The following is a 23,389-nucleotide window of genomic DNA, read 5'->3' on the forward strand; positions in this document are numbered from 1 at the left end:
CGTGCGTCAGTCTTCTCGTCGTCGGTTCGGGGTCGCCCCCATCATCCCTCAGCGGCGCGCGTCGGCGTGGTCGACGCCTTCCCAGAGGTCGGAGTACCAGGCGCGGCCGTCGCCGCCGGCGCCGGACCGGGGCCGGCCGGCGGCCCCGGGGTCGTTCACGGTGAAGCCCGTCTCGCCGGGCATCACGTAGTGCAGGTGCTCGCGGGCCAGCCGCCGGATGTACGCGGGGTCCTGCAGCCGTGCCTTCTCGTCGCGCAGCTCCTCCACCCGCTGGGCGGCCTCGGCGGCCTGCCGCTCCTGGTCGGCGATGGCGGCGCGCTGGGAGACGTACTGGCGCATGGGGTAGGCGAGGGCCACCACCAGGGAGCAGACGATCAGGGCGAGGAGGGCGGCGCGGCCGGTGAGGCGGGAGCGGCGGGCCTGCCGGCGGGTCTGGGAACGGTAGACACGGGCGGCGGTCTGCTCGCCGAGCAGTCGCAGCCGGGTCGCGGTCGAGTACCGGTCCCGGTCCTTCGCGGCCATGTCCGGTGCCTCCCCTGGTCACGTGTGCGGATACGCGTACGTCCCCGCACACGGTACGGGACCGAGTGCGGGGACGCGGGGAGGCTGCCTGAGTGAGGATCAGCCCTGCGGTCGGCCCTCGCTGTGCTCTTTAGTTCGCAGTGCGAAACCGCGGGAAGGCGCTGCGGCCGGCGTAGACCGCGGCGTCGTCGAGGATCTCCTCGATGCGCAGCAGCTGGTTGTACTTGGCGACGCGGTCCGAGCGGGCCGGGGCGCCGGTCTTGATCTGGCCGCAGTTGGTGGCGACGGCCAGGTCGGCGATGGTGACGTCCTCGGTCTCGCCGGAGCGGTGGGACATCATGCACTTGAAGCCGTTGCGCTGGGCGAGCTCGACGGCGTCGAGGGTCTCGGTCAGCGAGCCGATCTGGTTGACCTTGACCAGCAGGGCGTTGGCGGTGTTGGTCTCGATGCCGCGGGCGAGGCGCTCGGGGTTGGTGACGAACAGGTCGTCGCCGACGAGCTGGACCTTGTCGCCGAGCAGGTCGGTGAGGGTCTTCCAGCCCTCCCAGTCCTCCTCGTTCAGCGGGTCCTCGATGGAGACCATCGGGTACGCGTCGACGAGCTCGGCGTAGTACGCGCTCATCTCCTCCGCGGTCCGGGTCTTGCCCTCGAACTCGTACGCGCCGTCCTTGTAGAACTCGGTGGCGGCGACGTCCAGGGCGAGCGCGATGTCCTTGCCCGGGGTGTAGCCGGCCTTCTTGATGGCCTCGACGATGAGGTCCAGGGCGGCGCGGTTGGACTCGAGGTTCGGGGCGAAGCCGCCCTCGTCGCCGAGACCGGTGGACAGGCCGCGCTCCTTGAGCACGCCCTTGAGCGCGTGGTAGGTCTCCGCGCCCCAGCGCAGGGCCTCGGAGAAGGACTCCGCGCCGATCGGGGCGATCATGAACTCCTGGATGTCGACGTTGGAGTCCGCGTGGGCGCCGCCGTTGAGGATGTTCATCATCGGCACGGGCAGGACGTGCGCGTTCGGGCCGCCGAGGTAGCGGAAGAGCGGCAGGTCGGAGGCCTCGGAGGCGGCGTGCGCCACGGCGAGGGAGACGCCGAGGATGGCGTTGGCGCCGAGCGAGGACTTGTCCGGGGTGGCGTCCAGGTCGAACATCGCCTGGTCGATCAGACGCTGCTCGGTGGCGTCGTAGCCGACGAGCTCCGGGCCGATCTGCTCGATGACGGCGAGGACGGCCTTCTCGACGCCCTTGCCGCCGTAACGGCTCTTGTCACCGTCGCGGAGCTCCAGGGCCTCGAACGCACCGGTGGAGGCACCGGAGGGAACGGCAGCACGGCCGGTGCTGCCGTCGTCGAGGCCGACCTCGACCTCGACCGTGGGGTTGCCTCGGGAGTCCAGGATTTCCCGGGCTACGACGACGTCGATGGACGGCACGAGCATCTCCTTCTGGGAAGTTACGCGAGAAAGGTGCAGGGTCTGCTTGGCCTTGCGGCAAGAGCCTAACCGCCTCGGGGTGCGCGGCCAGTCGGTGCCCGCCTCCTGGGACGAAAAAGGACCCGAGCGCGGGCATCCCGGGGCGAAACCCCTCGTACTACCCGTCGGTAACTCTCGCGGGGGCTCACCGGGCCGGGAACGGGCGGACCCCGGCCCGGCGTGCACGGGGGGAGTCGCACGCCGGACCGGGGTGGTCACCGCGGGAGGGTCGCACGGCACGGGTGGGCCGCCGGACCCACCCGTGCCGCCGGGCTCACTTCAGGTGGAGCTGCTGGCCCGGGTAGATCAGGTCGGCGTCCTCGACGACGTCCTTGTTCAGCTCGAAGAGCTTCTCCCAGCCGCCCTTGACCTTCTGGGCGGCGGCGATCTTGCTCAGGGTGTCGCCGGCGACGACCTTGTACTCGCCGTCGCCCTTCTTGACCTTCTTGCCGGTCGGGGTGGTGACGGTCTTGGCCTCGGCCTTCTTCGCGGCGGGCTTCGGCGCGGTGCGCTGCTCGCTGCGGGTGGTCGGCTGCTCGGCCTTGCGCTCCGGCTGGGGCTGCTCGGCGGCGCCGCCGGTGTACGCGGCGTTGGACAGGCCCACGCCGCAGCTCGGCCACGCGCCCTTGCCCTGGCCGGCCAGGACCTTCTCGGCGATCTCGATCTGCTGGGCCTTGGTGGCCAGGTTCGCGGTCGGGGCGTAGGCGGTGCCGCCGTACGCGGCCCACGTGGAGGCGGAGAACTGCAGGCCGCCGTAGTAGCCGTTGCCGGTGTTGATGGACCAGTCGCCGCCGGACTCGCACTGGGCGACGCGGTCCCACTCGGCGGCGGTGGCGGCGGAGGCGGTGCCCGCGGTCATCAGCGGCGCGGCGACCGCGACACCGGCGACGCCGGCGAGCGCGAGGGCACGGGCGGCCTTGGACGTACGGCGGTGCTTGCCCTTGCTGGAAAGCAGCATGGAAGTACTCCTCACCGACGCCTGCGAGGTGAGCTGTCGGGTTCGGGCCGGAAGAGTTGCCCGGCCGCGTGTCCTTGCACGCGGCTTCACCCCGAGCCGGTCGATCGGCCGTCACTGACGGCCGGGACCGGCGCAAACCTTGGGTCCCCCGCTCCTGCCTTCGGCGCATGACGCGACGACTGTTCCCGACGGCCGGCGGCAGGACTCGGCGTACCGGTCGGCGGGGCCCGCGGTGGCGAGCGGTCCCGACCGTAGACACAGACCCGCCGGAAGTTCAAAGAGCCGCATCGGGGAAAAAACGCCCTTACAGGACCAGTTGCCGGAGGCGTTTGCGCTGGTGAGACGTGACGGAAGCAAAGTTTGCGGGCGTCCGGGGTCAGTTGGGGCGAAGAGACTCATGTCTCACTTGCACAGAACCGGACATACAACCCCGAACCGCCCGCGCTCCCCGCTACTTCCGGCCCGTCAGTTCCAGGTCCTGGCCAGGGAGGATGAGGTCCGGATCGGCTCCCACGGTCTCCTTGTTGGCCTCATAGAGGGCGCGCCAGCCCCCGTCGAGCTCATGAGCGGCCGCGATCTGGGAGAGATTGTCGCCGGGCCGGACGGTGTACTCGCCCGAAGTGTCCGACTCCTCACCTGTGGGCGTTTCGGCCGAGTCCGCACCCGTACCGGACGTTTCGTCGAGGTCGGGGCGGCTCGCATCCCGTGTCGCCTCGTCAGCCGGCGCGGCATGACGCCCCGATTCGGCCCCCTTGCCCGAATCGTCCGGGCTCTCGGTCGCGGCCTCGCCGCGGTGCTTGCCGGTGCCGGGGCCGACGGGAGTGGCGGAGGCGTCCGGCGCCCCGGCGGGCGCGCCGGGAGCGGTCGGCGTGGTGCTCGCGTCCGGCTGCGCGGACGCGTCGGGCAGAAGGGACGCATCGGGCGTCTCCGGCCCCGTCCCGGCCTCGTCCCGGGCGTCCGGATTCGCGGTCGCATCGGGCGTGGCGGACGGAGCGGCGGGAGTCGCCGGAGCGGTGGGCAGCAGGCCGCCGGAGGGGCTCGTGGGCGGCTTCAGCGTCCCGTCGTCCTTCAGGCCGACGATGGCGGCGCAGGTGGCCCAGGTCTTCGCGCCCTGCGCGGCGAGCGCCTTCTCGGCGACCGCGATCTGCTGGGCGCGGCTGGCGAGGTCCGGGCGCGCCGCGTACTGGGTGCCGCCGTAGGCGTCCCAGGTCTCCTGGGTGAACTGCAGCCCGCCGTAGAGCCCGTTGCCGAAGTCGGCGCTCCACAGCCCGCCGGACTCGCACTCGGCGACCCGGTCCCAGGTGGCCTCGTCGGCGGCGGAGGCGGAGCCCGCGGCGAGCAGAGGAAGGGCCAGGGCGGATCCCGTCACCCCTGCGGCGACGACGAGAGCGGGGGCCTGACGGGGACGGCGGTGCCGTCCGTTCCCGGAACGCATGCGGTTGCCTTTCGCGTGACTGCTGAGACGACGGTGAACGTAGCGGCATTCGAACGTGAGTCACAAGTCGATGCAGCGGGGATCACGCGAAGATCACATTCTTGACGCGTCGTCAGCTCCGCTCGGGGGTGAACGCCACCGGAAGCGTGCGCAGACCCCGCATGATGAGCCCTCCCCGCCAGCGCAGTTCGGCCGGATCCACGCCAAGTCGCAGATCCGGCAGGCGCGTCAGCAGCGTGGCCAGCGCCGTCTGCCCCTCCAGGCGGGCGAGCGGCGCGCCCAGGCAGTAGTGGATCCCGTGCCCGTACCCGAGGTGCTGGTTGTCGCGCCGCGACAGGTCGAGCACATCGGGCTCGGCGAAGCGCTCCGGGTCCCGGTCGGCGGCCGCGAGCACCACGAGGACCGGGTCGCCGGGCCGGATCTCCTGACCGCCGAGGGTCAGCGGCTCGGTGGCGAACCGCCAGGTCGCCAGCTCCACCGGCCCGTCGTACCGCAGCAGCTCCTCCACGCCGGTGGCGAGCAGCCCCGTCTCCCCGGCGGCGAGCGACTCCTGGAGCCGCAGCCGCTGGCCGGGGTTGCGCAGCAGCGCGTACACGCCGTTGCCGATGAGGTTCACGGTGGTCTCGAAACCGGCGAAGAGCAGGATGAAGGCCATCGCCGCGGCCTCGTTCTCCGTCAGGTGCTCGCCGTGGTCCGAGGCGCGGATGAGCCCGGAGATCAGGTCGTCGCCCGGTTCGAGACGCTTGCGGTGGATCAGCTCGGCGAGGTAGCCGCGCATCTTCTTCACCGAGCGCGCCACTCCCCCGCGCGGCCCGCCCCCGTGCCGGATCATCATCCCGGCCCAGTCCCGGAAGTCGTCCTGGTCCTCACGGGGCACGCCGAGCAGGTCGCAGATCGCGTAGATGGGCAGCGGAAAGGCGAACTCGTGGATGAGGTCCGCCTCGCCCTTCGCGGCGAAGCCGTCGATGAGCCGGTCGGTCAGCTCCTGCACCCGCGGCGCGAACTCCGCGACGCGGCGCGGGGTGAACGCCTTCGAGACCAGCCGGCGCAGCCGCGTGTGGTCCGGCGGGTCGATGTTGAGCAGATGCGTCATCAGCTCGGCCTTGCGCTCGCCCGGAATGCCGGTCTTGCCCTTGGCGTGCGCGGGCTCGTCGTGATGCGCCGGGTTCTTCGACAGCCGCTGGTCGGCCAGCGCCTGCCGCGCGTCCCCGTACCGCGTCACGAGCCACGCCTCCACGCCGCTCGGCAGCGTCGCCCGGTGCACCGGCGCGTGCTCGCGCAGCCAGGCGTAGGCGGGGTACGGGTCGGTGGCGAACTCCCAGGTGAAGAGTTCCGGGGCGGGGCTCTGACTCACCCTGCGACGTTACCTCTGCTCGGCCGCCCGGATCGCGTCGCGGTACGCGCGGCCGGCGGCGCGCAGCGCGGCCTCCGGGTCGACGCCCTCGGCCTCGGCCCGGACCGCCAGGGCCAGCAGCTCGTAGCCGATGCCCTCGCCGGACGGCAGCGGCACGTCCAGGCCCGCCGTACGGACCCGGCCGGCCAGCTTCGCGGCCAGGGCGAGACCGGGCTGGCCGAGCGGCACGCCGTCGGTGACGGACTCGCGCTGCTTCTCGATCGCCTTCGTCCGCAGCCAGTGCTCCTTGACGTCCTCCGGCGTCTCCGCGTGCGCGTCGCCGAAGACGTGCGGGTGGCGGTGGATCAGCTTCTCCACGATCGTCCCGGCGACGTCGTCGATCGAGAACGCCTCCTCGGCGTCCTCGTACTCCTCCGCGATCCGGGCGTGGAAGACGACCTGCAGCAGCACGTCGCCGAGCTCCTCGCGCAGCTCGTCGCGGTCGCCGTCCTCGATCGCCTCGACCAGCTCGTACGCCTCCTCGATGCCGTACTTCGCCAGGCCCTCGTGGGTCTGCCGCGAGGACCACGGGCACGAGCGGCGGATCCGGTCCATCACCTGCACCAGGTCGAGCAGCCGCGCGCCCGGCAGATCGTACGAGCCGGGCAGCAGTTCCAGGTCGGGCATGGCGACCCGGCCGGAGCCGGCGAGCCGGGCGAGCCCGTCGGTCAGCGGCTGGTCGCCCTCGCCGGACGCCAGCACCACGACCGTACGGCCCCCGGCGCAGGCGTCCACCAGCTCCTGCGCGGCCGGGCGGGCGTGCTCCACGGCGACCCCCGCCTCGCGCAGGTACGGCAGCTGGGGGTGGCGCTCGTCGGCGCACAGCACCCGGTCCGCGGCGTGCAGCGTCTGCCACGCGGGCCAGGACAGCAGTCCGGGGGCCACGCGGTGGCTGGCGGTGAGCAGGACGATGCGACCGGGGCTCTCAGCGTTCACCCCTCGAACCTACCGCGCGCTCAGGACTGGATCGCGGGGGCGTCCTGGGTCACCGGGCGGATCCAGGGCGCCTTGTACGTGCCGAGCTGGATCTTGGCGTCGTCCCAGGTCCCGTACCGCGGGTTCACGTCGATCGACAGTTCCTTCGACGCCGCCGTGAACACCTCCGTCAGCTTCTTGTTGCCCTCGGGGGTGTTCGCCGCGCCGATCTTCTCGGCGACCTTGTTCATCAGGATCTGGCGGCGGACCGCCGCGTCGATCTGGTCCGGCGCGATGCCCTGCTGCTGGAGCAGCATCGCGGCGAGCCGCTCCTCGCCGCCGGCCTGCGCGGCCGCCTGGGCGCGGGTCCGCTGGATCTCGGCGCGGTTCGCGCTCACCCCGTGGTTCTCGGCGACCCGGTCCACGATCCGGTCGAAGATCATGCCGTTCAGCTTCTCGCGGCTGAGGTCGCCGGTGGCCTGGATCAGCTGCGCGGCCTGCGGCGAGGCCTGCTGGGCGGCCCGCACGTCGCGCACCTGCGCCTGGAGGCTGGCGACCTCGATCCGCTGGCCCCCGACGACGGCCGCCGCGCCTGGGTGCGCGTCGGCGCCGCAGGCGGTGAGGAGCGGGGCCGCGGCGAGGAGCGCGGCGGAGACGGAGAGCGCAGTGCGGCGGTGCAAAGGAGCCTCCCGGCGTGGGTCGTTCGTCATCGATACGAATTTCGACCTTGCGGTGATCGATGTTAAGGAGTCGCGATGGCCTGGGCCACTACTTCGTCGCGACTGTCTCGACCAACGACTCGCGCGTTCGGGTGGTGTCGGGTCCCAGCATGATCGTTCGAGAGAGCAGAAACGTCACGGGGATCGCCGCCGCGGCCGCGACGAGCGGCGCGTACGTGGCGGACAGGCCCGCCAGGTCCACCAGGACGTAGACGCCGGCCGTCGTGATCACGAAGTTCGCCGCGTTGGTGAGCGGGAAGAGCAGGAACTTCCGCCAGGTCGGCCGGGTGCGGTACGTGAAGTACGAGGTCAGGAAGAACGAGCCGACCATGGACAGCAGGAACGCCAGCACGTGCGCGGCCAGGTACGGCAGCCTCAGCCCGAACAGCAGGTACAGGCCGTAGTACGTGCCCGTGTTCACCGCGCCGACCAGCGCGAAGCGGACGACCTGCCCGATCGTGCCGACCGGGCCCGCCGGGCTGCTCGCGCCGTTCGTGCTCATCGTCGTACGAGCTCCTGCCTGTCCTCGCGGGGCGTCCGGTGCGCCGCGCCGGTGTTCGTCGCCTTCACCAGGAAGTGCGGGCGGCGCTTCACCTCGTAGTAGATGCGGCCGACGTACTCGCCGACCAGTCCCAGCATCACCATCTGCACGCCGGCGAGCGCGGTGACCGTGACCAGAAGCGTCACATAACCGGGGGTGTCGACGCCGTTCACCAGGGCGACACCGACGATCCAGGCGGCGTACGCCAAGGCCACGGAAACGAGGATCAGACCGAGATAGACGGCGGCCCGGAGCGGCTTGTTGTTGAACGAGAGCAGCCCGTCGAGCCCGTAGTTGAGCAGCTTTCCGAAGCTCCATTTGGAGCGGCCCTGCTCACGCACCGCATTCTCGTACTCGAAGGTCGTGGAACGGAATCCGACCCAGGCGAAAAGCCCCTTCGAGAAGCGGTTGTACTCGGTCAGCTCCAGAATCGCGTCGACCGTCCGCCGGGACAGCAGCCGGAAGTCGCCGACCCCGTCCACCAGCTCCACGTCCACCAACCGGTTGATCAGCCAGTAGTAGGCGCGGGCGGTCAGGGTGCGGGTGACCCGGTCGCCCGTGCGGGTGCGCTTGGCGATGACCTGGTCGTAGCCCTCGGCGTGCAGGGCGAGCATGCGGTGCACGAGCTCCGGCGGGTGCTGCAGGTCGGCGTCCATGATCACCACCGCGTCGCCGTCCGCGTGCCGGAGCCCGGCCAGCATCGCCGCCTCCTTGCCGAAGTTGCGACTGAAGGAGACGTAACGGACGCGCGGGTCCGTCTCCGCCAACTCCTCCAGGATCGGGAGCGTCCGGTCGCGGCTTCCGTCGTCCACGTAGACCAGCTCGAATTCCCCGTCGAGCGTGGAGAGTTCCGCCGTCACGTGGTCGTGGAAACGACCGATGATCTCCTCTTCGTCGAAGCACGGGACCACAATCGAGATCAGCACGGGGAAACGACAGTGCACACGCGTGTCGCGGGCGGATTCGACACATGGCGGGTGCCCCACGCGCAGACGACGATTGCATGAACGCCCCCGATTCCCGGACGATTTCGCGATCTCCGCTGTCATATTCGAACCGTCATGCGTAGACGTTCACCCCAGGTCCCCCAGGTCCGGGCCGCCGCGCTCGCCGGCCTGCTCACCGCCCTCGCGATGTGCCTCGGCGACGCGGCCGGCCGCACCTTCCCCTTCGGGCCCCGCACCCGCGCCGTCAACGACCTCGGCAACCAGTTCGTCCCGTACCACGCGTACCTGTGGGACCTGCTGCACGGCCGGGCCGACGGCGGACCGCTGCTCAACTGGCGCTCCGGCTTCGGCACGAGCCTCCTGCCCGACCTCGGGACCTACCTGACCAGCCCGTTCGCCCCGCTCGTCGCACTGTTCCCGCGGGCGGACGTGGACCTCGCCGTGTACGTGATCACCGTCCTGAAGACGGCCACGGCCGCGGCGGTCATGACCGGGCTGCTGCTCGCGCTGCGCCCCGGGCCGCGCTGGGGCGCGGCGGTGCTCGGGGCCTCGTACGGGCTGTGCGGCTGGTCGGTGATCGAGGCGAACTACAACCCGATGTGGCTGGACGGCCTGATCGCCCTCCCGCTGCTCGTCCTGGTCGGCGAGTGGGTACGGGCGAGGCGGCGGCCGCTCCTCGGCCCGGCGGTCGTGGCCCTGGTCTGGGTCGCCAACTTCTACACCGCGTACATGGCGACGCTGGCCTCGGCGCTCGTGCTGCTGGTCCGGCTCGCGGCGGCGCGGGAACTCCGGCCCGGCGTCGTGGCGCGGGCCGCCGGGACGGTGATGCTCGGCGCCGGGCTCGCCGCGCCGGTGCTGCTGCCGGTGTACCTCGGCTCGCGGCACGCGTACCCCGGCTGGACGCGGGAGTTCGCGGCGGCCTCACTGCCGGACACGCTCGCGCGGGCGCTGCCGGCGACGTACGGCTTCTCCTCCCCCGCCCTGTTCCTCGGCACCGGGGCGCTGCTCCTGGCCTGCGCGCTGCCGTTCCGCCGGGACGTGCCGCGCCGGGAACGGTGGCTGTGGACGGGGCTCGCGGCGGGGGTGGCGCTGTCGCTGCAGTGGGAGCCGACGCACCTGGTCTGGCACGTGTTCGCCACGCCGAACGGCAGCCCGTACCGGCAGACCTTCGTGCTGGCCGGGGTGCTGGTGCAGGCCGCGTGGGCGGGCCTCTCGTACGGCCTGCCGGACCGGCGGGCGCTGCTGGGCGGCACGGCGGTGGTGACCGTCGTGGCGCTGGGCGGGGCGGGCAGCGCGGTCGTCTCGCCCTGGACGTACCCCCTGTTCGCGGCGGGCCTGGTCGCGACGGTGGCCGGGCTGGCGCTGGCGGGGCGGCGGGGGCCTGAGGGCGGGCCGGCGCCGGCGGGCGAGCGGGGGCCGGCGGGCGAGCGGGGGCCGGCGGGCGGGCGGCGGGCGATCGTGGCCCGGCGTCGGAGGAGCGTGGTGCTGGCCATGGTGCTGGTGGCGGGGGCGCTGGTGGGGCAGGCCGCGGCGACGACGGCGTACGCGGACCGCGAGAAGCGCGGCCGACTGGACGACTACCCGTCATGGGGCACGGAGCACGAGGCCCGCGCGGCGGCGGTCGCGGCGGCCGACGGCTGGCCCGCGTACCGCACGGACCCCGGGCGGCCCCCGCTCACCGGCAACGACCCGCTGCTGCTCGGCGGCCAGGGCGCGGGCTACTACAGCAGCCACACCCCGGACGTCCTCACCCGGACGTGGTCCGCGCTCGGCGCGGGCTGGACCTCGCGCGGCCGGAACCTGCAGAGCCTCGACAACCCGGTGACCGACGCGCTGTTCGGCGTGGGCGCGCGGTGGCGGGACGGGACGGTCGTACGGGCGGGGGACGGGGGCGTACTGCCGCTGGTGACGGTACGGCCGGAGGGCGCGGGCCCGGTCCGGTACGGGACGTCGCCGTTCCGCAACCAGGAGCTGCTGCTCAAGGCGCGCGTGTACGACGAGCCGGCCGACGGGGTGTGCCGGGTGGGCACGGAGGTGTTCCTGTGGGCCCCGGACTTCACCGGCACGGCCCGGCTGGGCGCGACGGGACGGCCGGTCCCCCTGAAGGGCGGCGCCCCGAAGCGCCGCGCGGCCCTGACGTCCCTGGGCGTCCAGACGACGGCGGGGGCGCGGCCGGTGCTGGCGGGCGAAGGTCCGTCGGCGGGCGTGGGCTGCCTGGACGGTGCGCGCCTGCGCGCGGCGGTGGCGGCCCTGCGGGCGACCGCGCCGGCCCCGACCGCGATCCGCGTCACGGACCACGGCATACGGGCCCGGCTGCGCCCCGGCACCACGGGCACGGTGGTCCTGGCGGTCCCCCGCACCCCGGGCTGGCACTGCGACGGCCGCCCGGCGAAGTCGTACGGGGGCCTGGTGGCGGTCCCGACAACCCCGGCCCGCGACTCGGTGACCTGCACGTTCCGCCCGCCTGGGTTGCGGGCGGGGGTCGGGGTCGCAGGGCTGGCGGCGCTGGTCCTGGTCGCGGTGCTGGGCCTGAGACGACGGGCAGCGAGTAAGGCACCGCCCAGGTGAACGGCGTCGGGCGCTGGGGGTGGGGGTGTCCGGTGGGCTTCTGGTGCGGCCGCCCTCTTTCCGAGCGTGGTCCCTGGAGGCGCCGCGTCAAGGGCGCTCCTTACGTCGCGTCGCTTCGCGATTCCGCTGTCGCTCCACCCTTGCCCCGGCACCTCCAGGGCCCTTTTCACACTCGGAGGGCGGCCGGGGGTGGGGGTCCGCGCGGGGGCTGGCGGGGAGTCTGGGGTGCGTGGGCGGCTGTCGGGCTGGGTGGGTGGTGTTGCGCGGCAGTGGAGTGGGGTGCCCATTGCCGTCTCGGCGGCGTGGGGGCCGCCCCGGGGTCCGGTACATGCCCCGCTGGTCATTGCCCGGTGGGGGGAGGGGTCAGAGGGGCGGCGGGTCGGAACGGAAAGTGCACGTGAACGACGGCAAGTGGTGCGGGTGGGGCCGGTGTTGTCTCGTGTGGCGAGGGTGGGGGACGGTGGCGCGTTGATTACCGCGTTACGTCGCGGGCGGGCGGTGATCCGGCGCTGGGTGTGAGCGAACGTGCCCCGCCAAGCGTCCGTGAGGCATTGGAAGGGGCGGATGTTGCCTGATGTGACGGGGGAGGCGACGGCCGCGCTGCTCGGGCTCCATCGCGACGCGGACGGGCGACGATCCGGCCCGGGGCGCAACCAAACGCGGACAGGAACGGGCCGCAAGGTGCGCGGGTGGGGCGGATGTTGTCTCGTGTGGCGAGGGTGGGGGATGGCGGCGCGTTGATTACCGCGTTACGTCGTGAGCGGGCGGTGATCCGGCGCTGGGTGTGAGCGAACGTGCCCGCAGGCGTCCGTGAGGTCTTCGGAGGGGGCGGGTGTTGTCTCGTGTGACGAGAGAGGCGACGCGCGGGGGTTCGTGTGCGTCTGACTGGGCTCCGTGGGCGGGAAAGTGCGGCGGCCTCGGGGGGCTTGGGCTGCCCCGGGTAGATTGCGGGGGACACAGAGAAGAGCTCGCATGGATCTCCGCATCTCGCGGTTGCGACGCAAACTGGCACGCATTCCCTACACGCCCGGACGAAGCCACTCCTTCGGTGAGGAACGGCATGAGTTCCGACTCGGGCCCCGGCTGTCCCAAGGCCGGGTGGATGCCTTTGAGGCCGAACATGACGTGGAACTTCCTCGGGGCTATCGAGACTTCCTTGTGCACATGGGTGGGAGCGGGGCTTCCCCGTACTACGGGCTGATTCCGCTGGAGGACTGCGTCCTCTTCACGATGAACCGCGCGAGCGCGGGCACCGGCAATCGAGGCTTCAGGCGGGCCTACCTCCCCACTCGCACCGGGGATCTCTTCCTCCACGTCATCGAACGTGGCTGCAGTGATCTCGTCCTCATCGGGGTGACCGGTCCGCTCACCGGGCGCGTGCTCATCGGGAACGCCGACGGCTTCTGGGGGCCCAACGTCTCCTCCGCCCCGGACTTCCTCGCCTGGTACGAACGGTGGCTCGACCACATGGCCGACGGGCGGGACAACCGAGCCCTGCTGCTCACCTCACCACGGCTCCACGCCCGCCCCCTCGGCCCCCTGCCGAGGCAGACGAACCCCTGAGGTTGTTGCGCTGTTGACCTGGGTAGCCGAGGTGGCGAACGAGCCCCTGGTACTCGAACCGGCCGACCCTCGGGCGGAGCTGGAGACCAATACCTGGTGCCGGCGCCTACGTGCTCTCCGACGAACTCGCTCCCCTCGTCAAGCGCTTCCTCGCCGACGACGAGCCAGGCGTCATCCCTTGGTCGGACCTGGAGGAGGTGCAGAACGACGTGAGGGCCTTGCAGCCGTGGCGGACTCGACGCCTGTCCGCGTCTGGGCTCGCAGCGTCGGAACGGCACCCCGCCCCGTATCCCCCACCGGGCAATGACCAGCGGGGCATGTACCGGACCCCGGGGCGGCCCCCACGCCGCCGAGACGGCAATGGGCACCCCACTCCACTGCCGCGCAACACCACCCACCCAGCCCGACGGCCGCCCATGCACCCCAGGAACAGCGCACGCCCCCGCGCGGACCCCCACCCCCGGCCGCCCTCCGAGTGTGAAAAGGGCCCTGGAGGTGCCGGGTCAAGGGTGGCCATAGGCCATCGCGAAGCGACGCGACGTAAGGAGCGCCCTTGACGCGGCGCCTCCAGGGACCACACTCGGAAAGAGGGCGGCCGCACCAGAAGCCCACCAGGCCGGCTCGCCCCCGCGCCCAAACGACCTCACCCCGTCGCGCGCTCCGCCAGCGTGTGGGCGACCAGCGCGTTGGCGTGGCCGTGGCCGAGGCCATGCTCCGTCTTCAGCCACGCCACGAGCTCCATGTGCTTCGTCAGCGGGGACGTACGGATGAGGTCCTTCCACTCCGCGATCGGACGGCCGTACTTCTTCTCGATGGAGGGGAAGTAGCTGGCGGGGCCCTTGACCGGCTGCTGCGTCGTCATGTTCTGTCCGTCCCTGTCCTTGTCCCTGTTCCGTGTGACCCGACACCTGTGTAGACCGCCGCCGTACGACGAACTCATCGGCGTGCGCCGATCTTTCTTGCGAACCTCCGCCCGCCCATCCCGCCCCCACCCCCTCACCCCCCACCCCCTCACCCCCAAGGGACACCAGAGGTTCACCCGAAGGGCAACGTGTCGTCGCCCCGCCGTCCCGCGCCGCGGCGTACCTTGCCCGCCATGCCCTCCCTTCTGAGCAACCGGCTCGCACAGCGGGTGCTGCGACCGGCGTTCTCCCTGGTCGAGCAGCGCGTGGACCGTGTCACCACGGCGTTCCAGAACGACCTCGACGCGCTGCACCACGAGGTCGCCGACCTGCGCCGGCGGCAGTACGGGCTGTCGCTCCTGCTCGACCAGGCCGGCCGCGACGGCGACCGGATGCCGACGGCCACCCAGATCGACACCCTCGTCCGCGAGGTCGCGGCCGTGACCGGCCAGGACAAGGAACACGCCCGCCGCGAGGTCACCGTGGCGTACCGCCACCTCGTCGCCGTCGAGGCGCTGGGCACCGGAGGGCTCGCCGGCACCCTGTCCGACGTGTGCGGCCGGCTCGCCGCGCTGCCGCTGCTCGCCCCGCCGAACGGCGAGGTCCTGGAGCTCGGCACCCGGCACGGGCTGTTCGCCGCGGCGCTGCAGCGGATGCTGCACCGCGGCGGGGTGGAAGCCCGGGTCACCGTGGTCGACCCGCTGGCCGACGCACCCGCCCGCGCCGAGCTGATCCGCGGCAATCTGGCGCTCGGCGGCGCGGACGGGGCGCGCGCCGCCCGTCTCGTCCGCGGCGACTTCGCCGACCCGGGCGTCCGCGCCGAACTCGGCGAGCGCCGCTACGGCATCGTCGTCGTCAACAGCCCGCAGGGCTCCGCCCCGTACGACCTGGCCCAGGTCGCCGCGCTGGCCGCCCCGGGCGCGCTGGTCCTGGTGGGCTCGGCGGACCGCTCCCGTACCGAGGCTCTGACCACCGCCGGCCGGATCGCCCAGACTCACTACCTGCGCGCGGCCTAGGACCTGTCCGCCCCGATCCGATCCGCCGCACGCGCCCTGACTGCCTGACGGCCTACCGCCCCATCTGCTGCTGCCGGTCCAGCGCCCGGCGCAGGTCCGCCGCCAGTGGGTGGTACGGGCCGAGTCGGCGCTCCACGTCGTAGAGCAGGTTCTGCAGGTGCAGCCGGGCGGCCGCGTGGTCGCCCAGGGCGAGGAGCAGCTGGCCGATGCGGTGGCGGATGTCGAAGGCGCGGCCGGGGTCGCCGGGGGCCGTCGTCTCGTGGAAGGGCAGCAGCGCCCGGTACTCGGCGAGCGCGGCCGCGGCCTCCCCCAGCTGTTCCAGGCACTGGGCGGCGTCGTAGCGGAACTGGAGGGTCTGCGGGTCGGCCGGGCCGGCCTCGGCCGCGCGGTCCTCGGCGAGCCGGCGCAGTTCGGGCAGGGCGCGGCGGTACTGGCCGTCGTCCATGAGAGTCGCGGCGTACTGCTTGCGCAGGATGCGGACGACCGGGGAGTGCTCGCCGTGCTCGGCCGCCGCGGCGGGCAGGATGCCGCCGAGGATGTCGACGGCCTGCGTGATGCCGCCCTCCCCCAGCAGCCGCTTGACCTCGTCGACGGCGGCCGCCACGTCGGGCCGGCCGCCGACCGCGGGGGCGGTCGGCGGTACGGGCGGGGGCGCGGGGGTGGAGGCGCGGTCGGGCCAGGGGGCGTGCGGGCGCAGGAACGGCCGGGTCGGGTCGAGCGGCCCGGCGGGCGCGCCGCGCGTGGGCAGCAGCGGGACCAGGTGCTCGTACACCTCCTGCGCGCCGGAGGGCCGGTGCCGGGGGTCCTTGGCGAGCAGGGCGAGGACCAGGGCCTCCAGCGGTTCGGGGACCTCGGGGCGGATCTGGCGGACCGGGAGCGGCGGCTCGTACAGGTGCCGGTGGAGCACGCCGAGGGCCGTGGAGCCGGCGAAGGGCACGTTGCCGCTGAGCAGTTCGTGCATGAGCACGCCGAGCGCGTACAGGTCGGTCGCCGGGCCGACGGCGCCGCCCATGGCCTGTTCGGGGGCCATGTAGGCGGGGCTGCCGATGGGCGAGCCGGTGTGGGTGAGGCGGGTGGTGTCGGTGTCGAGGACGGACGCGACGCCGAGGTCGAGGACGGTGACGGTGCCGTCCGGCTTCACCATCACGTTGCGCGGCTTGAGGTCGCGGTGCACGATCGGCACCGCGTGCACGGCGGCGAGCACGGCGCACAGCTGGGCGGCGACGCTGACCGTCCACGGCCAGGGGTAGGGGTCGTGCTCGGCGAGGTGGTCGGCGAGGTCGGCGCCCTCGACGTACTGCATCACCAGGTACAGGTCGTCCCCGTCGCTGCCGGCGTCGTGGACGGTGACGAGGCCGGGGTGGTCGACCTGGGCGGTGACCCGGCATTCGCGGACGAAGCGGCGGCGGATCTCGTTCGCGGCGGTGGCGTCGGCCATGTGGTCGGGGCGGAGCAGCTTGACCGCGACGCGGCGGTCGAGGCGTCCGTCGTAGGCCGTCCAGACCTGGCCCATGCCGCCTTGGCCGATGAGCCCGGCCAGCTCGTAACGGCCGCCGATGACGCGTCCGTTCACTTCCCCTCTTCCTTGCGGAGCAGATCGCTGAGCTCGTCCAGCTCGGCCCGGACCTGGTCGATGCGCTGGGGGGCCTGCGGCGTCTGCGGGACCGGCTGCGGCGGGACCTGCTGGGGCGGCACCTGCTGGGGCGCCTGGGCGGGCTGGGGCGCGGGCGTGGGGTGCGGCGCCGTGTACGGCTGCGCCAGGCCCGGCGACGGGACGGTCGCGGCGGTGGGCGGGTAGCCGTAACCGCCGCCGGTGTACGGCGGGACGGGCGGGGGCGTCGCGGACTGCCGGGCGTAGTGCTGGATCTCGGCCACGAGGTAGTACGCGACGGAGCCGACGACCAGCGTCATCATCGCGCCGACGCCGAGCAGCGACTCCACCTCGCCGGCCTCCTTGTCGGCGGTGACCGTGATGTACGTGAGCAGCGCGAGGTCGGCGACGAGGAAGACGCCGAACAGCACCCAGTCCAGCGTCCGGCGGGTGAGCACGGCGATGCGCAGGAGCGGCGCCCAGGCCGCGAAGCTGCACGTGAGCAGCGGGATCGCGACGAACACCACGCGCAGGGCGATCAACGCCCCGGACGCGGGGCGTTGAGGTTGCTGCGGCGTGAGGCCGTGGCCGTACATTCTGCTCCTGCGGACGAGTCGAGACCCCGATTCCCGGGACGAGCGTATACAGCGACTCCGACAACGGCTCCTGGGTTGTACGGATCCGTTGCCGAACCGGTCACGGCCCCGCGGTCGGACGGGTCTCGGTCCGGCAATCGGACCGGTCACGGCCCACCGTCGAACCGGTCACGGCCCCGCGGTCGGCCCAGTCACAGCCGCACGATCCAACCGGTCACGGCCCCACCGGCCAACCGATCACGCCCCCACCCTCCAACCGATCACGGTCGTACGGTCCCGTCGGTGAGCCCGTCGTACAGGCCCTGGACGAGCTGTTCGCCCAGGCGGCCGGCGAGACGCAGGGCGTCCTCGAACTCGGCGAGGGTGCGGAACCGTTCGCCGTACCGCTGCTGTTCGGCGAGGGGCAGCCGGGGCAGCTGGAGGCGCCGGACGTCGAGCCGGGTGGCGGTGGAGGCGTAGCTGCTGGCCTGGCGGTTGTTGGCGGTGCCGCGCAGGAAGCCGGCGAGGAACCAGGGGTCGAGGGCGGCCGGGTCGGGGCGCAGCAGCTGGAGGTTGCGGCCGAGGGCGGCGCCGGCGGTGGCGGCGTCGACGACGCGGGCGACGGCGCCGCCGCCGAGGACGGGCACGACGACGTCGCCGGCGGCGACGAGCACCGGTTCCTCGGGCGGGCCGTCGGGCAGGGTGCCGGAGGGGGCCTGGCCGGCGAGGACGTCGTGGTCGGTGAGGACCCGGCCGGAGCCGGTGCCCGCGCCGCCGGCGCGCAGTTCGAGGGCGCCGGTGCGGGCGAGTTCGCCGACGGTGACCTGGGGCAGCCGGGCGGGGGGTTCGGTCCGGGCGGCGGGGTGCTCGGCGGGCGGGGTGAGCGCGGTGGTGCGGCGCAGCGTCTCGGTGAGCCGCTCGCGGACGCCCGCGAGTTCGGCGGCACCGGAGGCGGCGGCCGGCGGGGGCAGGTGGCGGGCGGGGGCCAGGTCGACGTCGTCGTCGAGGAGTTCGATGACGGGGACGCTGCGGCTGGCGCCGGGGGTCTCGTCGACGGTGCCGTGCTTGTCGAAGGGCAGCCAGGCGTCGAGGACGGCGGTGTGCACGGCCTGCCAGTCGAGCTTGTCGCGGCCGCCGCCGGCAGGGCCGGCCGCCAGGTCGGCGGTGTCGACGAGGAGCAGTTCGGGGGAGCCGGGGACGCCGGGGGCGGGCCGGCGCAGCACCCACAGGTGGAGCGGGATGCCGTACGGCGGGGCGGCGCCGGCCGGCAGGGCGACGACGGCCCGCAGTGCGCCCTTGCGCAGGAGGTCGGCGCGGATGCGGCGGCCGGAGCGGCGGGAGGCCACGGCGGGCGGCATGAGCAGGACGGCGGTGCCGCCGGGGCGGAGCCGGGCGAGGGCGTGCTGCACCCAGGCGAGCTCGGACTCGGTGCGGGCGGGGAAGCCGTACTCCCAGCGGGGGTCGTAGGCGAGGTCCTCGTGGCCCCAGTTGCGCTCGTTGAAGGGCGGGTGGCAGAGCACGGCGTCGGCGGTGAGCTGCGGGAAGGCGTCGGCGCGCAGGCTGTCGCCGGGGCGTACGCGGATCTCGGCGCCGTCGGCGAGGGCGAGGCGCAGGGCGGTGAGCGCGGCGAGGTCGGGGTCGGCGTCCTGGCCGTAGAGGGCGGTGGGGCGTTCGACGGCGCGGAGCAGGGAGCCGGTGCCGGAGGCGGGGTCGAGGACGGTGCCGGCGGTGCGGGCGCCGGTGCCGGAGCCGGTGGCGAGGGCGGCCATCAGGGCGGCGGGGCCGGGCGGGGTGAGGGTGTACTGGCGCGGGTTGGCGTCGAGGTGGCGGCCGAGCAGGAACTCGAAGGCCTGGCGCGCGCCAAGTTCGGTGGCGAGGTCGGCGACGGACCGCAGCAGGGGGGCGGCGCCGGCGAGTTCGGCGGGGGCGGGGGTGCGGACGGCGCGCTCGAGCCCGTACCGCTCGGTGAGGACCTCTTCGAGGGCCGTGGGCAGGACCTCGGTGAACCGTTCGTCGGAGACGGCGGCGAGGGCGGGCCAGGCGGCGGGCCGCTCGTGGACGAGGAGCAGGACGCTGCCGCACTGGACGAGGGCGGTGACGGCGCCGGCGGGGTGGCCGGCGATCTGCTGCCAGACGCGCTCGCGCAGGGGGACTTCGGCGAGCTTGCCCTGGGCGCGCAGCCAGGTCTCGACCTCGGCGAGGGCGAAGGAGGGGCTGGTCTCGGTGCCTCCGACGGGCTTGGGGAAGTCAGTGTGCCGGCGGCGCCAGTTGCTGACGGCGGCCCGTCCGACTCCTGCCAGCCGGGCGATCCCGGCCGCGGTCACCTCTGCTGCGCTGTCCGGCACCTGGCTGTCTCCCTTCACGCCCTGCTCCGTTCGTCCACGTGTCCCGCGGTGTCCTGCTGCGTGTCCCGCGGTGTCCTGCTGCGTGTCCCGCTGCGTGTCCTGCTGTGTGTCCCGCTGTTTCCCCGATCTTACCGATGAACCCTCGCGACACCACTTCACAGTGTGAGTCCGACGTTTTCCTGTGAACCCTGTTGACTCGGTTCACAGGCTCTGCTGTTATTGATTCATCGCTCCACGGGACTCCGTGAGAGCCGGTTGACACCGCATCACGTCCCATGTCCAGGAGGGCATTTCCATGTCGCACGACACGCACCAGTACGCGCCGCAGGCCCCCGCCCCGCGCTCCCTGCGCAACGGGCTCGGCACCGCCGCGCTGATCCTCGGCATCATCGGCACGCTGTCCGGCCTGATCCCGTTCTTCTTCTGGCTGGCCGGCATCCTCGGCCTGATCGCGCTGATCCTGGGCCTCGCGGGCCGCGGCCGGGTCAAGCGCGGCGAGGCGGGCAACAAGGGCGTGACGACGACCGGCGCGGTTCTCGGCCTGGTCGCGATGATCCTCTCGGGCGTCGGCGCGTACATCACCTTCACGGCGGTCAGCGACGCGGTGAAGGAGATCGACAAGAGCATCCAGGAGACCGCCCCGAAGACGCCCGGCGCCGACAAGAGCGGCAAGGGCGGCGGCGCCGCCAAGGGAAAGGGCCTGGCCGCCGGTGACAGCTCCGTCTACGACGACAAGCTGAAGGTCACCGTCTCCGCGCCGGCCTCGTTCAAGCCCAGCGAGTACGCCGCCGGTCACACCGAGGGCAACAAGAGCTACCAGGTCACCGTGGTCATCGAGAACGGCGGCACCAAGAAGTTCGACTCCACGCTGGTCACCGTGGACGCCCGCGCCGGCAAGGACGGCGTCGCCGCCGAGCAGATCTTCGACGACAAGGTCGGCACCGGCTTCACCGGCTCGATCCTGCCCGGCAAGAAGGCCACGGTCGTCTACGGCTTCGACGCCCCCGCCGACGCCAAGAACCTCACCGTCGAGGTCAGCCCGGGTCTGGAGCACGAGGCCGCCCAGTGGGAACTGAAGCTCTGACCCGCCGCCGCTCCGCCCTCGCCGCCCTCGTGGCCACCACCGTGGCCCTGGGCGGCACGGCCTGTGGCCCCCGGGACGCCGGCCCCTTCGAGGGACTGACCGGGCCGCGCATCGCCGACCGGGCGATCGAGGCCACCAAGGCCGCGGACTCCCTCACCCTCGACCTCGACGTCACCTCCGCCTCCGGTCCGCTGAAGGCCTATCTGGCGGTCGACCGGCGGGGGCGGTGCGCCGGCACCCTGACCCTCGGCGTCGCGGGCACCGCGGAGCTGATCAGAACCGGGGACGCCGTGTACATGCGCTACGACGAGGCGTTCCTGCGCGAGCGGGACAAGGACGCGCCGGCCGCGCGGCGCAAGGCCGTCCAGAAGGAACTGAGGCGGCTGAAGGAACGGAAGGGCAAGTGGGTCAGGACCGGCCTGTCCGCCCCGGAGGCCCGGGAGGGCTTGGAGCTGTGCGACCTGGACGCGCTGCTCGGCCGGTACGAGAGGGCCGCCGGTTCCGCCGCCGTCGACGGGCGGACGAGTGTGAACGGCCGGACGGCGCTGCGGCTCACCGAGCGGCGGGGCGCGGAGCGCACCACGCTCTATGTGGCCGCCGAGGGCGAACCGCGGCTGCTGAAGATCGTCACCAGGGGCGGGGAGCGGCCCGGGACGATCGCCTTCCCGTCGTACGACGCCCCGGTGCCGGCCACCCGGCCGGCGGCCGGCAACGTCGTCGAGAGGTCGGGCTGAGCGGCCTCCTGGCCCGTACGGCTCGCGCCCGTACAGCCCGTGCCTGTACAGCCCACGCCCGTACGGCTCGCGCCCTTACAGCCCGTGCGCGACGGAGAGCCAGAGCGTGCGCGGCTCAGAGCTTGTGGCGCACCCACACGTTGGGCTCGACGTACACCGCGTACCCGCGGGACGCCTCACAGTGCACCGGCACGAGCGCGCCCTCGACCTCGACCGGCCCGTCCGTGTCGAACGGCAGTCCGGTCCACTCGCGCCACTTCTCCACCGAGGAGGCGACGGTCATGGAGGCCGGGGCCACCTTCTCGACCACGGCGCCCGCCCGGACGTGGACGCGCAGCCAGGGGTCGTGCGGCAGCCCGTCGGAGGCGCGGGTGCGGAAGGCGTACTCGTGGATGGAGCTGTCCGCCTCCAGGTGCTTGCCGTTGGGGCGGACCGGGGCGACGACCTCGGAGTAGCCGAGCCGGCGGGCGTTGTCGCGCATCGCGCCGAGCATCCGCCCCGACAGGCCCCGGCCGAGGGCGCTGGTGTCCACGCACACCTCGATGGCGCTGACGGTGTCGGGCTTCTGGCCGTGCCGCAGGTCGGAGAAGGCCCACAGGAGCATCTGGTCCCAGCCGGTGTCGGGCAGTTCGCCGCGGCCGTCGGCGTGCAGCCGGAACGGCACGCTGAACGCGCGGGCGACCACCTTGCCGTCCTCGTCGGTGGCGACGAGCACGTACTCGGGCAGGTCGCGGACGATGCGGCCCATGTTCGCCCAGCCGACCGGGTCGTACATCATGAACTCCGGCCACAGGTCCTTCATCTGCCACATGGGGCCCTCGAGTTCGGGGCGTTCGGCGAGGGTCGTGATCGTGAGCTCCATGCGGCGCAGGCTAGTCACGCTCCCCCGCAACCGACCAATCGTTTTTGCAGGCTCTCCGTCGCGGGCCCCTACGGCAGCCGCTGGTCGGGGCAGCGGTCCAGCACGCGGCGCATGGCGTCCTGTTCGGCGCGGGTGACCCAGAGCCCGTACTTCCGCTTCACCGCGACCTGCCGGGCGACGTAGGCGCAGCGGTACTCCTTGTTGGGCGGCAGCCAGGTCGCCGCGTCGCCGTCGCCCTTGCGGCGGTTGGCGGCGGAGTCGACGGCCAGCAGGTTGAGCGGGTCGTTGGCGAACCGGAGCCGCTTGTCCCCGCCCCACTTCTGCGCGCCCTTCTGCCATGCGTCGGAGAGTGCGACGACGTGGTCGATGTCCACCTTGCTGCGGCCGCGCACGAACGTGACGCGGCGGCCGGTGTAGGGGTCGTCGACGAGGGTGCCGGAGGCGATCTTGCAGTCGCCGTCCTTGAAGGCGACCTCGCTGAGGTCGCGCTTGAGTATGTCGTCGCGGGTGCCGCAGCCGTTGCGGTCGACGTCGGCCCAGGCGCGGCCGAAGGCGTCGCGCTCGTAGCCGGTGCGCGGGGCGCGGCCCTTGACGGGCAGTTCGCCGACGGCGGCGAGCGCGGGGGCGCCGGCCCCGTGCTCCGGGCCGGAGGCGCGGTCCGCGGGTCCGTCGTCGCCCGTGGTGCAGGCGGTGGTCAGGAGCAGGGCGGCGGCAAGTGCCGCGGCGGTCAGGGGCTTCCGGTACGGGTGCACGCCCGGATCCTAGGCGCGGCACGCGGCGGTGAAACCCGGCGGGGGCGCGGGGCGGGGGACGTTCGGCGCGCGGATCGGCGCGGGCGGGGGTAGCGTCGAATGCGCTGTATGTCCCCTTCCTAAGGAGTCACGCATGGGGATCATGGACAAGCTGAAGGGCATGCTCGGGCAGCACGAGGACAAGGCCCGCAAGATGTCCGACGCCGCGGAGAAGAAGATCAACGAGCGGACCGGCGACAAGTACACCTCTCAGGTCGACCAGGCCCAGAAGAGGGGCGAGGGCCACCTCGGCATGTCGGACCGGCCGGAGCAGCCGCCGACCTGATCTCCCGCGCACGGCTGCCCGTCCGCAGCCCCCTCGACCCCGGCCGCGGAGTGCTTCGAGCACCCCGCGGCCGGAGCGTTTCCCGCGGTGGGAGCGATTCTCGCCGCCGGAGCGATCCTCGCGGTGGGAGCGTTTCCCGCCGCCGGAGCGTTTGGCGCGACCGCCGCGACAGATGCGGCGCCGCGA

Annotated in this window: 21 protein-coding genes and 1 riboswitch; of the genes, 6 read left to right on the plus strand and 15 right to left on the minus strand. The window is 73.1% G+C overall.

What is annotated here, in order from left to right:
* Nucleotides 1-48 precede the first annotated feature (48 nt).
* From ACNJ93_RS12400 to ACNJ93_RS12440, 9 genes are all read right to left on the minus strand, one after another.
* Nucleotides 49-522 carry an FtsB family cell division protein gene (locus ACNJ93_RS12400; RefSeq protein ID WP_418957446.1) on the minus strand — a complete coding sequence of 158 codons (474 nt, stop codon included), beginning with the start codon at nt 520-522 and terminating at the stop codon, nt 49-51.
* A gap of 130 nt (nt 523-652) precedes the next feature.
* The gene (eno, locus tag ACNJ93_RS12405; RefSeq protein WP_418957447.1) at nt 653-1,945 is read right to left on the minus strand and encodes a phosphopyruvate hydratase; all 1,293 of its coding nucleotides are present in this window, start codon (nt 1,943-1,945) and stop codon (nt 653-655) included.
* 307 nt (nt 1,946-2,252) lie between these two features.
* Nucleotides 2,253-2,936 (minus strand): transglycosylase family protein, encoded by a 684-nt coding sequence (locus ACNJ93_RS12410; RefSeq protein WP_418957448.1) that lies wholly within the window; start codon nt 2,934-2,936, stop codon nt 2,253-2,255.
* A 3-nt stretch (nt 2,937-2,939) separates the two neighbouring features.
* Nucleotides 2,940-3,112: riboswitch (cyclic di-AMP (ydaO/yuaA leader) on the minus strand.
* A gap of 275 nt (nt 3,113-3,387) precedes the next feature.
* Nucleotides 3,388-4,371 carry a transglycosylase family protein gene (locus ACNJ93_RS12415; RefSeq protein ID WP_418957449.1) on the minus strand — a complete coding sequence of 328 codons (984 nt, stop codon included), beginning with the start codon at nt 4,369-4,371 and terminating at the stop codon, nt 3,388-3,390.
* Between the two features lie 112 nt (nt 4,372-4,483).
* Entirely contained in the window at nt 4,484-5,725 is a 1,242-nt protein-coding gene (locus ACNJ93_RS12420) for a cytochrome P450 family protein (RefSeq protein ID WP_418957450.1), read from the minus strand.
* 9 nt (nt 5,726-5,734) lie between these two features.
* A complete protein-coding gene (locus tag ACNJ93_RS12425; RefSeq protein WP_418957451.1) occupies nt 5,735-6,700 on the minus strand; it encodes a nucleoside triphosphate pyrophosphohydrolase in 966 nt (321 codons plus the stop codon).
* Nucleotides 6,701-6,720: 20 nt separating this feature from the next.
* Nucleotides 6,721-7,389, minus strand: a complete 669-nt coding sequence (locus ACNJ93_RS12430; RefSeq protein WP_418957452.1) for a SurA N-terminal domain-containing protein — start codon at nt 7,387-7,389, stop codon at nt 6,721-6,723.
* 58 nt (nt 7,390-7,447) lie between these two features.
* Nucleotides 7,448-7,900: a GtrA family protein gene (locus tag ACNJ93_RS12435; protein WP_418957453.1), complete on the minus strand. Its 453-nt coding sequence runs from the start codon at nt 7,898-7,900 to the stop codon at nt 7,448-7,450.
* A complete protein-coding gene (locus ACNJ93_RS12440) occupies nt 7,897-8,865 on the minus strand; it encodes a glycosyltransferase family 2 protein (RefSeq protein ID WP_418957454.1) in 969 nt (322 codons plus the stop codon). Before ACNJ93_RS12440 ends, ACNJ93_RS12435 begins: the two co-directional genes overlap by 4 nt.
* A 135-nt stretch (nt 8,866-9,000) precedes the next feature.
* On the opposite strand from ACNJ93_RS12440, the gene ACNJ93_RS12445 reads away from it, so the two are divergent.
* Nucleotides 9,001-11,454, plus strand: coding sequence for a YfhO family protein (locus tag ACNJ93_RS12445; RefSeq protein ID WP_418957455.1), 2,454 nt, complete (start codon nt 9,001-9,003; stop codon nt 11,452-11,454).
* Between the two features lie 972 nt (nt 11,455-12,426).
* On the plus strand, nt 12,427-13,017 hold the full coding sequence (locus ACNJ93_RS12450; protein ID WP_418957456.1) for an SMI1/KNR4 family protein: 591 nt from the start codon (nt 12,427-12,429) through the stop codon (nt 13,015-13,017).
* Nucleotides 13,018-13,660: 643 nt separating this feature from the next.
* On the opposite strand, the gene ACNJ93_RS12455 is transcribed toward ACNJ93_RS12450, so the two are convergent.
* Nucleotides 13,661-13,879 (minus strand): DUF4287 domain-containing protein, encoded by a 219-nt coding sequence (locus ACNJ93_RS12455; protein ID WP_418957457.1) that lies wholly within the window; start codon nt 13,877-13,879, stop codon nt 13,661-13,663.
* 234 nt (nt 13,880-14,113) lie between these two features.
* Between ACNJ93_RS12455 and ACNJ93_RS12460 the strand changes: the two genes are divergently transcribed.
* Nucleotides 14,114-14,935 (plus strand): class I SAM-dependent methyltransferase, encoded by an 822-nt coding sequence (locus tag ACNJ93_RS12460; RefSeq protein WP_418957458.1) that lies wholly within the window; start codon nt 14,114-14,116, stop codon nt 14,933-14,935.
* 52 nt (nt 14,936-14,987) lie between these two features.
* Here ACNJ93_RS12460 and ACNJ93_RS12465 read toward each other — a convergent pair whose 3' ends face one another.
* The 3 genes from ACNJ93_RS12465 to ACNJ93_RS12475 all read right to left on the minus strand — a co-directional run bounded on the left by ACNJ93_RS12465 (nt 14,988) and on the right by ACNJ93_RS12475 (nt 19,446).
* Nucleotides 14,988-16,508: a serine/threonine-protein kinase gene (locus ACNJ93_RS12465; RefSeq protein WP_418957459.1), complete on the minus strand. Its 1,521-nt coding sequence runs from the start codon at nt 16,506-16,508 to the stop codon at nt 14,988-14,990.
* Nucleotides 16,505-17,122, minus strand: coding sequence for a hypothetical protein (locus ACNJ93_RS12470; RefSeq protein ID WP_418957460.1), 618 nt, complete (start codon nt 17,120-17,122; stop codon nt 16,505-16,507). The genes ACNJ93_RS12465 and ACNJ93_RS12470 overlap by 4 nt, the downstream gene beginning before the upstream one ends.
* A 260-nt stretch (nt 17,123-17,382) precedes the next feature.
* Nucleotides 17,383-19,446 (minus strand): N-6 DNA methylase, encoded by a 2,064-nt coding sequence (locus ACNJ93_RS12475; protein ID WP_418961384.1) that lies wholly within the window; start codon nt 19,444-19,446, stop codon nt 17,383-17,385.
* A 295-nt stretch (nt 19,447-19,741) separates the two neighbouring features.
* On the opposite strand from ACNJ93_RS12475, the gene ACNJ93_RS12480 reads away from it, so the two are divergent.
* Together ACNJ93_RS12480 and ACNJ93_RS12485 are read left to right on the plus strand one after the other, a co-directional pair.
* Nucleotides 19,742-20,530 carry a DUF4352 domain-containing protein gene (locus tag ACNJ93_RS12480; protein WP_418957461.1) on the plus strand — a complete coding sequence of 263 codons (789 nt, stop codon included), beginning with the start codon at nt 19,742-19,744 and terminating at the stop codon, nt 20,528-20,530.
* Nucleotides 20,512-21,264 (plus strand): hypothetical protein, encoded by a 753-nt coding sequence (locus ACNJ93_RS12485; protein WP_418957462.1) that lies wholly within the window; start codon nt 20,512-20,514, stop codon nt 21,262-21,264. The genes ACNJ93_RS12480 and ACNJ93_RS12485 overlap by 19 nt, the downstream gene beginning before the upstream one ends.
* Nucleotides 21,265-21,379: 115 nt before the next feature.
* On the opposite strand, the gene ACNJ93_RS12490 is transcribed toward ACNJ93_RS12485, so the two are convergent.
* The gene (locus tag ACNJ93_RS12490; RefSeq protein ID WP_418957463.1) at nt 21,380-22,126 is read right to left on the minus strand and encodes an N-acetyltransferase; all 747 of its coding nucleotides are present in this window, start codon (nt 22,124-22,126) and stop codon (nt 21,380-21,382) included.
* A gap of 68 nt (nt 22,127-22,194) precedes the next feature.
* Entirely contained in the window at nt 22,195-22,878 is a 684-nt protein-coding gene (locus ACNJ93_RS12495) for an HNH endonuclease family protein (protein WP_418957464.1), read from the minus strand.
* A 133-nt stretch (nt 22,879-23,011) separates the two neighbouring features.
* On the opposite strand from ACNJ93_RS12495, the gene ACNJ93_RS12500 reads away from it, so the two are divergent.
* Complete coding sequence (locus tag ACNJ93_RS12500; RefSeq protein WP_418957465.1) at nt 23,012-23,203, plus strand: antitoxin; 192 nt, start codon at nt 23,012-23,014, stop codon at nt 23,201-23,203.
* Nucleotides 23,204-23,389: the final 186 nt, after the last annotated feature.

It is taken from the genome of Streptomyces tritici (genome assembly GCF_048500665.1).
GTDB classification, from domain to species: Bacteria; Actinomycetota; Actinomycetes; order Streptomycetales; family Streptomycetaceae; genus Streptomyces; species Streptomyces tritici.